This window comes from Mycolicibacter algericus DSM 45454, from assembly GCF_002086455.1.
Taxonomy (GTDB): Bacteria; Actinomycetota; Actinomycetes; order Mycobacteriales; family Mycobacteriaceae; genus Mycobacterium; species Mycobacterium algericum.
Map to the genome: position 1 here is coordinate 1 of NZ_MVHC01000053.1, position 12234 is coordinate 12234.

Annotated in this window: 11 protein-coding genes and 1 riboswitch; all 11 genes read right to left on the reverse strand. The window is 69.8% G+C overall.

The window, feature by feature from the left end; genetic code table 11:
• Nucleotides 1–93: 93 nt before the first annotated feature.
• Entirely contained in the window at nt 94–807 is a 714-nt protein-coding gene (locus BST10_RS21560) for an MgtC/SapB family protein (RefSeq protein WP_013828841.1), read from the reverse strand.
• 19 nt (nt 808–826) lie between these two features.
• Entirely contained in the window at nt 827–2032 is a 1206-nt protein-coding gene (locus BST10_RS21565; protein ID WP_013828840.1) for a PPE family protein, read from the reverse strand.
• A 433-nt stretch (nt 2033–2465) separates the two neighbouring features.
• Nucleotides 2466–2651, reverse strand: a riboswitch (M-box (ykoK) riboswitch).
• A gap of 125 nt (nt 2652–2776) precedes the next feature.
• A complete protein-coding gene (locus BST10_RS24245) occupies nt 2777–4135 on the reverse strand; it encodes a PPE family protein (RefSeq protein ID WP_083040635.1) in 1359 nt (452 codons plus the stop codon).
• Nucleotides 4136–4140: 5 nt separating this feature from the next.
• A complete protein-coding gene (locus BST10_RS21575) occupies nt 4141–5457 on the reverse strand; it encodes a PPE family protein (protein WP_083040637.1) in 1317 nt (438 codons plus the stop codon).
• A 4-nt stretch (nt 5458–5461) separates the two neighbouring features.
• On the reverse strand, nt 5462–6685 hold the full coding sequence (locus BST10_RS21580; protein WP_083040638.1) for a PPE family protein: 1224 nt from the start codon (nt 6683–6685) through the stop codon (nt 5462–5464).
• 83 nt (nt 6686–6768) lie between these two features.
• Nucleotides 6769–7053, reverse strand: a complete 285-nt coding sequence (locus tag BST10_RS21585) for a WXG100 family type VII secretion target (RefSeq protein WP_013827941.1) — start codon at nt 7051–7053, stop codon at nt 6769–6771.
• A 15-nt stretch (nt 7054–7068) separates the two neighbouring features.
• Nucleotides 7069–7365 (reverse strand): WXG100 family type VII secretion target, encoded by a 297-nt coding sequence (locus BST10_RS21590; protein ID WP_013827942.1) that lies wholly within the window; start codon nt 7363–7365, stop codon nt 7069–7071.
• Nucleotides 7366–7416: 51 nt separating this feature from the next.
• Nucleotides 7417–7716 (reverse strand): PE family protein, encoded by a 300-nt coding sequence (locus BST10_RS21595; RefSeq protein ID WP_013828836.1) that lies wholly within the window; start codon nt 7714–7716, stop codon nt 7417–7419.
• Nucleotides 7717–8077: 361 nt separating this feature from the next.
• Nucleotides 8078–9910, reverse strand: coding sequence for a type VII secretion AAA-ATPase EccA (gene eccA, locus BST10_RS21600; protein ID WP_013828835.1), 1833 nt, complete (start codon nt 9908–9910; stop codon nt 8078–8080).
• Nucleotides 9907–11076, reverse strand: a complete 1170-nt coding sequence (gene eccE / locus BST10_RS21605) for a type VII secretion protein EccE (RefSeq protein WP_041317813.1) — start codon at nt 11074–11076, stop codon at nt 9907–9909. The genes eccA and eccE overlap by 4 nt, the downstream gene beginning before the upstream one ends.
• Nucleotides 11073–12234, reverse strand: a 1162-nt coding sequence (locus BST10_RS21610) for a S8 family serine peptidase (protein ID WP_165757226.1), incomplete at its 5' end; no start/stop codon positions are given. The genes BST10_RS21610 and eccE, both read right to left, overlap by 4 nt.

Consider the following 12234-nt stretch of genomic DNA (forward strand, 5'->3'; position numbering starts at 1 on the left):
CCGCCGTCCGCTCACCAGCCCTCGAACCAACACCCAGCAACCAGCCCCCAACACCGCCTTATTCAGCGGCCTCCTAGATCGGCCCGGCGACGGTCACTCCGGCGACAGGGCCGCCTGCCCCTCGGCGTGCCACTGCACCGCATAGACGCCCGGCTGCAGCGAGAGCTCGCCGACCAGGCGCTCGAGCCGTTCCGGCGCCCGGTTATCCGACAACATCGTGGCGGTCAGGGTCATGTTGTCGTCGCCGGCCGGGCCCGTGTGGATCCCCCGCAGCACCAGGTCGTTGCCGGCGGTGTGCTGCACGATCTGGGCCCGCAGGTACTTCTCGGACTTGGGCCGGCAGACCACCTGCACCTGGTACGGCGACTGCGGCTCGTCCTCCTCGATGTGCTGATCACGGTCGATGAGCCGGCCCAGCGGTCGCAGCAACAGGTGGGTGCCGACGATCGCGCCGGTGCCGATCACCGCGAACAGCACGTCGCCGGCGGCCGCCAGCACCCCGACGGCCGCCGAGCACCACAGGGTCGCCGCGGTGTTCAGGCCGCGAACGTTGAACCCCTCCCGCAGGATCACCCCGCCGCCGAGGAATCCCACCCCGGACACCACATAGGAGGCGACCCGGGTGGAACTGGTGTCACCGGCGGAAACCGAGTAGAGCACGAACAGTGTCGCCCCGGCCGCCACCAGCGCATTGGTGCGCAACCCGGCCATCCGTGCCCGCCACTGCCGTTCCAGCCCGATCAGCGCGCCGCAGCCCAGCCCGACGGCCAGCCGCAGCGTGAACTCGGCGACGCTCAGCGTCTGCATGGTCCCAACGATGTCACAGCTATCCGGCGACCACCGGCCGAGCCATGACCGTCGGCTTGAAGCCGTACCGCGGCGCGGCGAATCCGTAGTTGCGGCCCTGCCCGGCGCCGGCCAGCGGCACGCCCGGCATACCGGCCGCGCCGGCCTCCGGCGCGTGTGCGGCAACGGTCCAGCCGGTGGCGGCCACGGCGCTGCCGGGAGCTGCGGTAGCCGGGATGGACGCCGCCCACGACTGCGGCACCGACAGCGCGCCGACCGTGGACGCCTGCCCCATTGTCGCCGAGGCAGTGCCCAGACCCCCCAATCCCGCGCCCAGGCCGTGCATTCCGTGGCCGAGTCCGCCGCCCAGCCCGAGCCCGCCGAGCATCGGCGTGAACGGGTCGATGGCGCCCAAGCCCAGCGGGTCACCCGCGGCGATGGCAGCACCACGCACCACCGCCATGTCGGCGGCGAAGTTGGAGATCCCGGCCGCGCCCATCGGGCTGAACGAGCTGCTCATCAAGTTGGTCATCGCGTTGCTCAGGTCACCCGTGCTGATCCCCTCGCCCCCCGTGACCGGCGGCTGCACCGGCGCGGCGAGGGTCTGCAGCGTCTGCGGCGTGTTGGTAATCGCTTGCGACAGTGTGGATTGCGCATTCGACGAGGCCGCGTTACCAGCGGCCTGGGCAACCGCGGCCTGCTGGACCGCCTGCGACGACGGGTCGGCGACCTCGTGCGGTGAGTTGAACGGCGTCACCTTGGTGGCCACCGCCGACGACGCCGCGTAGCCGTACATCGCCGCAGCGTCCTGGGCCCACATCTGGCCGTAACGCGCCTCCGTCGCGGCGATCGCCCCGGTGTTCTGGCCCAGGACGTTGGTGGCCACCAGGGTCGCGAGCTGTGAGCGGTTGGCGACGACCAGCGGCGGCGCCACCGTCATCGCGTACGCCGCGTCGAACGCCGCGGCTGCCGCCTTCGCCTGGGCGGCAGCCTGTTCCGCCCGGACCGCGGTGGTGCCCATCCACGCCGCGTAGGGCGCGGCCGCGGCGGCCATCGCGTTGGAGGCCGGCCCCATCCAGCCCTCGCTGATGAGCCCGTTGATGACCGACTGGTAGGCGGCCTCGGCCGAAGCGAGTTCGGCGGCCAACTTGTCCCACGCCGCCGCGGCGGCCATCAGCGGTCCCGAGCCGGGGCCGGTGTAGATACGAGCCGAGTTGAATTCCGGCGGGAATGCTCCGAAGTCCATGGCATTGCTCCTAATTGACTGGTGGTTGAGAGAGTCTGGTGTTGCGCGGGTGTGCAGGCACGTCGATATCCCGATACGCGTTGCGTCCGCAGCTGGCCGGAGGCACGAATCGGGTTAGCCGGTCATGGCGACATACCGGAGCCGGGCGCGTCGACGAAATCGCTGCTCGACGGAAAGTTCGAGCTGACAAGCATTTTCGCCGACATGCCGAAGCCTGACGTGTTCCGCTGACGGAAGCACGCCAGATGACGAATTCAGCGCCGGTGCGAATCAGATGGTGAAAGCAGTACCGAGATCGAGCGAGACGAACATCGATCTCGGATAGGAACTATCACTCGGACTCAATGTCGCTCTCACCTCCTCTCGGCCTGGGCACGCGCGGGTGCCTGCACGTATGCACACAGAGGTGGGGACGCCCGGCGACAGCCGGACTTTCGCACCCCTCTCGTCAGAGCTTCGGCACTGCACGGCGTGTCCTGCCTGCGCATGCAACGCAGGTCCGGAAGCCACTTGGGCTCAACCCTTAATCCGGGAGGAGCTGTCCTGACCCGGGGCGTCTTTCGACGTTCGGGGTCAGTGGCCTATATCCGTGCAGACGCCTCACCTAACGAGGTGCTTGCCTCACCATAATGCACCAGCTAACTGGCAGGGTCAATCAGACACCGCGCGACGGCAGCGGCTCGCGGGCCAATAGTCCGCTTCGGTGGCCAAATCGCCTGCTGTCGGGCAGAAGTCGCACAGGCTTCAGCCGGGCTGCCGACCCGGCCCGGCGTTATTCTGCCCGTCGGGATTGACGTGCACCGCATGCACGCCGGGTTGCTCGGCGAGTTCCTCGAGCAGGCTGTCGAGGCGACTGGGGTCAACGTGCCAGTGCTGCACATCGGTGGTGCCGGCCAACTCGGTGACCAGGCGTTCCAGTCGGCTCTGCGCGTGGCCGTTCATCGCGGCGGCGGGGCGGCTTCGCGGTGCGGCGCCGGTGAGCGCCCGCGCGGCCAGGCTCGCCAGCGCGACGTCGCCGAAGACCCCCGTGGGGATCTGCGCTCCGGCGACCGCAGCGGCCGGCGCTGCCGCCGCGGCGGCGCCGGGCAACGCCGCTGCGGCCATCTTGGCCACCGGGGCGGTCGTCACCCAGTTCGGCGGAACGCTGAGCCGGCCGATCCTGCCCGCGCCGCCGGCACCGGCCGATACCGGCCCGGCGCCGACCGGTTGCGGCGATTCCGTTGCGACCAACGACGTTGCGCCGGAGCCGAACCCGGCTTGTCCGCCGGTTGCCGCGGCGATGTCCAGGTCGATGTTGAGATTACGGGAGTACTGAACCATGCCGTAAAGCACGGTCTTGATCGCCGCGTTGAACGGCACGATGCTCTTCGGCAGCACCTCGATGTAGGAAGCGATCTGGGCCAGTGACAGCGCCGTGGTGGTCTGCGCCGGCTGCGTCGAAGCTGCCGCAACCGCCGCCGTCGGAGCAAGCCCGTTCAGCGCCTGAGGAATGGCGGTGATCAACCGCGACAGCTCAGCGTGCCCGCTGGCGGCGGTGGCAGCGGCGACCGCCGCCGCCTGCCCACCCTGCCGCGCGGGGTCGGTGGTGGGCGGTGGTTCGGCGAACGGGGTCAATGCGGTCGCGGCGGCCGACTGGGCGGCATAGCTGTACATCGCCAGCGCGTCCTGGACCCACAGTTGCGCGTACTCGACGTCGAGCGACGCGATCGCCGCGCTGTTCTGCCCGAGCACATTCGACGCGACGAGCGTCGCCTGCGCGCTGCGGTTCGCCGCGATCATCGGCGGTGGCGCGACGGCGGCGAAGGCTTCGTCGAAGGCCGCCGCGGCCGCGGTGGCCTGGGCGGCAGCCTGCTCGGCCAGGGCTGCGGTGGAGTCGAGCCAAGCCACGTAGGGTGCCACGGCGGCGGCCATCGACTCCGACGCCGGCCCCAGCCACCACTGGTCGGTCAAGCCCGATAGCACCGACCGGTAAACCCCGGCAGCCGAACTGGTTTCGGCGGCCAGCCGCGCCCACGCGGCCGCGGCGGCCAGCATCGGCCCGGAGCCCGGGCCGGCATACAGCCGTCCGGAGTTGACCTCCGGCGGCAGCGCGGCAAAATCCATTCCACTCACCTCCGGCCCCGTGGCGACCCGGTGTCCGGCGGAACCTGCGCCTCGGTGTCGAAGTAGATCTCGTGGACCCCGGGCTGTCCGGCCACCTCGCCCAGCAGACTCTTGAGCCCGCCCGGCTCGACATGCCAGTGCCGCACCGCTCCCGCCTCGGTGAGCCGGCCGCCGATCCGCTCGCCCTGCGCGCCCGCCCGCTCGCCACGGTTTCGCCGACCGGCCCGCCCGGCCGTCATCGCGGCGGCAGCCATGCCCGCACCGTGTCCTTCCGGTGCCGCTGCGGCGGCGGCCGGTGCCGCGGTGGGTACCGCCGCTGTCGTCGTGGCCTCCGGCACCGACTCGGCCCAGGCCGGCGGGACCGCGAGTTTGCCGACCACGCCTGCGTTCCCGGCGCTCGCGGCCACCGCCGGCCGCACTCCGCCGCCCGATTCAACGACACCCAACGCCGTTGTGCCCGAACCGAACCCGGCCCGTCCGCCGGTGGCCTGTGAGATGTCCAGATCGGTGTTGAGGTTGCGCGCATACTGCCCCATGCCGTAGAGCACCGAGATGTTGGTGTCGTTGGCGGGCAGGACCGTGCGGGCCAGTGTCTCAAGGTAGGAGGCGCCCTGCGACACCGGGTCGGTGCTCTGCGCCGAACCCAGCACGTCGACCGGTGCGGCCTGCGTGCCGCCGGACCCGGAGACTCCGCGCAACGCCTGCGGTATCGCGTTGAGCAGTTGGGACAGTTGGTTGTGCACACCGCCCGTGTCGGCCGGTGTGACCGCAGCGTTCTGTCCGCCCGATGGGCCGGCCACCACCGTTGGCGGCGAGGTGAACGGCTGCACCGCCGTCGCGGCTGCGGAGCGCGCGGCGTAGCCGTACATCACCATGGCGTCCTGCAGCCACATCTGTCCGTACTCGGCCTCCGTGGCCGCGATCGCCGTCGCGTTCTGTCCGAGCACATCGGAGGAGACCAAAGCCGCCAACAGGCTGCGGTTCGCGGCGATCACAGGCGGCGGCACGATTGCTGCGAACGCCTGCTCGAAATCGCTCACCGCCTGCATCAGCCGGCTCGCGGTCTGCTCCGCCACCGCCGCGGTTGCGGTGAGCCAGTTCACGTAGGGTGCCGTCGCCGCCGCCATCGCCTGCGACGCGGGACCGAACCACGCCTGCCCGGTGAGTTCGGCGATCACGGCCTGATAGGCCGAGGCCACCGCACCGAGCTCCCCGGCCAGTCCCCGCCATGCGCCGGCCGCTGCCAACATCGGCCCGGCGCCCGGGCCGGCATACATCCGCGCAGAGTTGGTCTCCGGCGGCAGCGCCCCGAAGTCCGGCATCGCTCTAGTCCTCCGCCGAAGGCGGAATCACGATGATGGTCGCCTTGCTCGGTTTACCGGGCTTGCCGGCCGCCGCCCGGCCGGTGACTCCGCCGGGCCCGCGCCCGCCGGCCCCGGCGGCGGTGAGACTCATGGCGCGGCCAGCCAGCCCGCCCAGTGCCAGGTCGCCGGCCAGCCCGCTCTCGCTCTCCGCGGCAACGGCCGCGACGGCTTCCGGACCGGCCTCGGGGAAGACCGCGGCCACGGCCTTGGCGGTCGGCGTCTGGGCGAGCCATCCCTGCGGCACCGACAGCCGCCCGATGGAGCCGCTGTTGGCCGACCCGGCCGACACCGCCGGCATCGGGGCCCCGGCCAGCCGCGCCCCGGCCAGCGCCTGCGCCGGCAACAGCTGCTCGAGCCAGGGTTTGGGTCCCATCGCCCGGTTGACAGACGAGACCACGTTCGCGCCGTTCATCGGCAGCAGCACGCACTGGATCGCCAGCAGGTAGGGGATCCCACCGATGCCGAACAGCGAGATCGGCGACAGTGGACCGGCCAGGAAATCGAGGATCGCCGTCGGTTCGGCCTGTGCCGTGCCCGATACCGCCATGCCCTGTAAGGCCTGCGGCACCAGCGAGATCAGCTGGGTCAACGACGACTGGGTCTGGGCACCGGTTCCGGCCGCCGCCTGGCCGGCTGCCGCCGACTGTGCCTGTAGGCCGGCAGGATTGGTGGTCTGGGGCGGCTGCGCGAACGGAGGCAGCGTGGTGGCGTTGGCCGACGCACCGGCGTAGCCGTACATCGCGGCGGCATCCTGGGCCCACATCGCGGCGTATTCCAACTCGGCCGCCGCGATCGCCGCGGTGTTCTGGCCCAGGATGTTGGTGGCGATCAGCGACAGCAGCAGGCTACGGTTCGCCTCGATCAGTGGTGGCGGCACCGTCGCGATAAACGCCGCGTCATAGGCGGCGGCCGCCGCCCGGGCCTGGGCGGAGGACTGTGCCGCCTGCGCAGCAGTGCTGCCCATCCAACCCGAATAGGGCTGGGCGGCCGCCGCCATCGCAGCCGCCGTCGGACCGGACCAGACCTGGGCGAGGCTGGTGACTACCGAGTTGTACGACGACGCGGTCGAACTCAACTCGGCGGCCAGTGCGTCCCATGCTGCGGCTGCCGCCAGCAACGGCCCGGATCCGGGACCGGCATACATTCGCCCCGAGTTGATCTCCGGGGGCAACGCTCCGAAATCCATGCCCTACCACCTCTGGTCGATCGGCCGCGGCGCGGATTTCCGCTCAGTTGGTGACGGCGCAGCGCCCCGGGGGCTCGGGTCGGTCAGGCCCAGCTGGAGCCGACGGAGGCGTCGGTGTTGGCCATGTTGTTGCCGGCGGTCTGCACCTTCTGACCGTGGGCGTTGGCCTGCTCGTAGATCACCGCGAAATTGCGGCCCAACTGCGCCACGAACTCCTGGCAGGCCACCGAACCGGCGCCACCCCAGAAATCCCCGGCCGCCAACACGTCATGCACGATCGCCTGGTGCTCGGCCTCCAACGAGGCAGCCTGAGCACGGATCAACGCACCGTGGGCATTCACATCACCGAACTGGTAGTTAATCGACATCGGTCAAAGCTCCTTCTAGCTCGACAGGATCTGCTGGGAAGCAGCTTCCTGCTGCTCGTAGTGGTTGGCGTCACGGATCAACCCATCGCGCACCCCGTGCAGCATGTTCACAATGTTGCGAAACGCCGTCTGCATCTGACCCATGGTGTCCATCGAGGTCCGCTCCGCCAGACCACCCCACCCCGCACCGGAGATGTTGGTCGACGACGCCCACATCCGGCGCGCCTCATCCTCCACCGTCTGCGCGTGAACGTCGAAACGCCCCGCCATCGCCCGCATCGCATCCGGGTCGGTCATAAAACGAGTTGCCATGAGAGTCTCTCCTAGGTTTGTGAAAAAATTTGTGGCACAGCGGCAGTGGACTTATCCGGCCGATGCGGCGTTGGCCGCCTCGGTCGCCGCATACGAATTGGCGCTGCTGTTCAGCGTGGCCACGAACGCCTGGTGAATGGCTTCCGCCTGAGCGCTGATGGACTGGTACATGCTGGCGTGGGCGGCGAACTGGGCCGCGGTCAGCGCCGAGACCTCGTCCGCGGCAGCCGGAACGACGCCCGTGGTGGGCGTTGCCGCCGCGGCGTTCTGGGCGCTCAGGGCCGACCCGATGGCGGCCAGATTGCCTGCGGCCGCGGTCAGGGCCTCCGGTTGGGTGTTCACAAAACTCATCGGGCCTCCTCCGAAAGGTGCCGGCCGCCGAAGGACCGGCGTTCACCGGGTGCGTCGAGCGAGCACCCGCTGACAACGTTAGGCGTCATCGCGGAGTGGGGCTCACTACAACACGGTTCAAGGACAGTTCAGAAATCAGACACGGTGCCGAAGGCGGATCGGATCGAAACACTCAGCGACCCCCGATAGGCACAATCACCGGGACACAAGTCTCGTCGTCACCTCCTCACACCGCCGATACCGACGAGCCGGGGTGAGACACCGGCCCCCTTATCTGCGCAATGGTGGCACCGCTGGCACCGGCCGTCAACCCGAACAGGAGGCCTGGCCACTGTGAATCGGCTGGCGGGATGCTGTCGGGTCAGGACGGCTTCTTCTCGGCGACCGCCGCGCTGAGCCCTTCGGCGAGGTCCTCGCGGGTCAATTCCTTGAACTTGTGCAGCCATTCGTCGCTGAATTCGGTGACGTCGCCCGCCAGCACCGCGTCGAGTTCGGAGTCGTCGAGCCGGAAGCTGCGGTGGTCCCGCGCCTTCTCCACCACGTTGCGTACGAATCCGGCGTTGCCCAGCACGTCGATGCCGCGGATCAGATCGCCGTCCTCGGAGTAGTTTTCGTCAGCGTAGAACTTGGTGTAGGACGGCAGCAGCCCCTCGACCGCTTCGTCGGTGACCACGTCCTCGTTCTCGGCGCCCATCATCTTGGTCAGTTCCAGCAGTTCCGGCGGGGTGTAGCTGTAGAACTCGATCACCGTCGAGAACCGTCGCCGCAAGCCCTGGTTCACCTCGAGCATCTTGTCCATGGCGTTGGCGTAGCCGGCTCCGAACACCACCAGCTCGTCGCGGTGGTTCTCCATGTAGAGCAGCAGCGTGTTGATGATCGCATTGCCATAGGCGTCGCCTTGGCTGTAGCCGCGTTCGTGCAAGGTGTGCATCTCATCGAAGAACACCGCGCCGCCGAGCGCACCCTCGAGCAGTTCCTCGGTGTTCTTCTCCGCGTCGGCCATGTAGCGGCCCAGCAGCTTGGAACGGTTGGTCTCGACCACCAGTGGCTTGCGCAGCACCGTCAGACCGCACAGTTGCTTGGTGAAGGCGCGCGCCACCGACGTCTTGCCGGTGCCGGGTGGACCGAGCAACAGCGTGTGGCGGGATGTCACCGGGACGGGCAGTCCCATCTTGGTGCGCGCCAGGTTCACCTTGGTGGTCGCCTTGATCAGCTTGATCTCCCGCTTGGCCTGCTCCATGCCGAGCATGGCGGCCAGCTCCGCGTCGCCCTCGGCCAGGTATCTGGCGGCCTCTTCGGCGTGCCGGTGCGCCTCGGCCTGTTCCCGGGTCGGGGCGCTGTCCGGGTCCCACGGATCCGTGCGGGCCTCGATGGTCTCCGGGTCGGTCAGGATCAGCCGGTAGTCCAGGTTGTCCAGGGCCTCGCGGGCAGGCGCGAACTTCGCGTCACGCGAATACACCCGGCGCAGCAACTCAGCGGCCTCGTCTTCACGGCCGAGGTGGCGCATGCACATGCCCTGGGTGTAGAGCGCGACGTTGGTGGCACCGGGCACCCGGTCGCCCTCGATGGCCTCCTGGGCCCGTCGGGTCGCCTCCTCGAACACCCCTAGCGAGGCCAGCGCCGTGGTGGCCATCGCGGCGGCGGCCGCCTTGAGCTCGGGCTGGCGCCACGGCGCCGCCGCCGGGAACTGCTTGAGCACGTCGGGCCAGCGGCCGGTCCGGAAGTACAGCATGCCGCGCACGTAGCCGACCAGCTCCGTTTCGAACGGGTTGCGCGGCTCGATGCCGTCGAGCAGCTTCGCCGCCTCCTCATAGCGCTTGGCTTCGGCCAGCGCGGCGGCGTAGGCGGCGGCCAGCGACTCCACGCTGGTGATCCGCAGCCGCAGGAACATCCCGTCGGAGACCTCGGGATGGAATTCCAAGTCGGACAAGCCCAGTCGGCGCGTCTCCCAGCCGAACGTGCGGACGGTCGCCCAGGCGTTCGCCAACACCTCGATGTCGGAGTCACCGGCCAGCACCCGGGCCAACCAGGCGTCGCACATGCTCGGGTCGATCGTGGTGGCGGTGGTGAACATCTGCAACGCCACCTGCGGGTTGTGGCTCGGCTGCAGCCCGTTGACCGAGATCCCGGAGGCCAGCATCCCGGCCACCATGGCGTTGCGGGCGTCGGTCGCCGCCGACTGCGGGCTGGTCACGGCCGCGTCCCAGATGCCGGAACGGCGTACTCCTGCAACGCATCCACCGACACGACCAGGTGTTCGCCGTTCTGCAGGTCCCGGCCGGGCACGGGCATGCGTGGATGCGAGGTGGGTGCCGGAAGGCTGGCGCAGACCGCCTCCAGCTGGCGCCGGCCCACGAACCGGTTCAGTGCGGCGCGCACGTTGCGGCCCAGCTTGCCGGCGCTGTGGTACCGCACCAGCACCGATACGCTGGTCGTCCGGCCGCCCCCCGGGGCGAGCCGGACCGTCACCACCGTCGCATCGGTCTCCGGGTACCACAGATGCTCGAGGTTCTCGTCGGTGATATCGGCCGGTGACAGCCAGAAATTGGTGACGTGGCCCTCCGGCCGGTTGCGGAACAGCCGGTGCGAAAGTTGTGCGGCCTCCAGTCCCGCCAGCGTGGCCTCGTCGACGTCGTCGAATTCATCGGCGCGCAGCGGTCGCGCACTGATCAGGCGTCCGTCGATCTCCTCGGCCAACCGCTCGGTGGCCGCCGTCAGAGTCGCGGCCAGCGAGTCGCGTGCCGCCACCGCGTTGACGTTGTGCTGCGGGTCCATCCGCAGCACCAGCCAGGTCCGCCGGTGGTCGGGCATCGACGGGGTGTCGTCGAAGTCGACGTCCTCGCTGTCACGGGGCGCACTGCGGGTGCCCACCGAGACGATGTCGATGCTGTCCAATCGCACGTCGAACTGGCGCAACCCGCCGGCGAGCCGCTCCAGTGGGAGGGCCGCCGGCTCCAACCCGCGTCGATGCCGGCCGGTCGCCTGCACCGGCCGACCGCCCACCGCGATCACCGTCACCAATCGGCCCTGGTGCTCGCGCATACCGATCGGCTCCCGCCCGAAGCGGCGGTGATGATCGACTGCCGGAGTGCGGCCGCGGCTCAGTGCCGTCTCCGTGTCGGCGAATTGATCGGCGAACCATGCCGCCCACATCGTGCTGATCGGCACCTGCCGGTAGGTGACCAGCGCGATGATTGCGACCAGCACCGCGACGCCGACGCCCGACCACCATGCGTAGACGGCGACCTGCTCGTCGCCGGGCCACCGGCCGGCCAGCACCAGTATCCCGATGTCGATCAGAAAGACGATGGTCACCCGCGTCCATGACAGGTTCAGACCTACTGCGTGCTGTGCCTTCATCGGTTCCTACGTGATCGTCGCAATGCTGCCACTCCCAGTGCCACACCGGCCGCCGCGACCGCCGCCAACAGCCCGGCCCCGGCGACCCACGCCGGGGTCATGTCGCGTTCCGGCGGCATCGGCGGCACCTGCAGCGGCGCCGACAGCCGTTCCGGCGGTTGGGGCGCAACGTCGGGAACATCCCACGTCAGCGCCGCCACCGGGTCAATGATGCCGTAACCCACCACGTTGTCGACGCCGCGTGCCGGTGGCCGCGCCGTGCGAATCAGCCGGTTGATCACCTGATGCGACGACAATTCCGGGTATTTGGCCCGTACCAGCGCCGCCACGCCGGACACGATCGCCGTCGAGAAACCGGTGCCCGACGGCACCAGCAGTGAGTTCTCCGGGCCGTCGACCGCGTTCATCAGCCCGTCATCGCGCGGCGAGAGGCCCTCGATGTCGGTGCCGGGTGCGGCGATCGACACCCAGGGACCGGCGACGCTCGTCTTGCCCAGTGGCGCTCCTGCCGAATCCACCGCACCGACCGTCAGCACGTACTCGTCGTACCAGGCCGGCGTCACCACGGTGTTGACCCCGTTCCAGTCGCGCGGGTCGTCGGGCCGCATAGCGTTGTAGATCGGGTTCTGCTTGCAGTCGCGCCAACTCGTGTCGCCGGCGGCGGCGACGATCACCGCGTTCTTCTCGACCGCGGCGTAGCGCACCGCTGCGCCCAGATCGGCCTGATCGATGAGGGTGCGCACGTTCATGCAGATGGCGTGGGAGATGTTGATGACCCCGGCGCCCATGTTGGCGGCGTGGACGATCGCTCGCGCCATGGTGCGGATGCCGTCGGTCTTCTCCCGCAGCTGCGGATCCTGCCCGTCGCCGAACGGCTCCTTGGGGCCGAATGCCTGGCTGTTCTGCCGGATCGAGATCAGTTGCACATCGGGGGCCACCCCGCTGAACGCGTCGGGCGCCGGCCCGGGCGGCGGTGGTGCCTTCGGCGCGCGGAAGTCGACCGGGGCGATGCGCGCCCGCCCGGCAGAGCCCGCCGATCGCACGGTTCCGGCGTCGGTGGTGTGGGTGGACGACGCCGCACCGTTGGCAGGACCGGGAGCCGGACCGGGAGCGGGTCCCGGCGCTGGAGCCGGCGGCGGGGCGGGCGCAGGCGGGGGG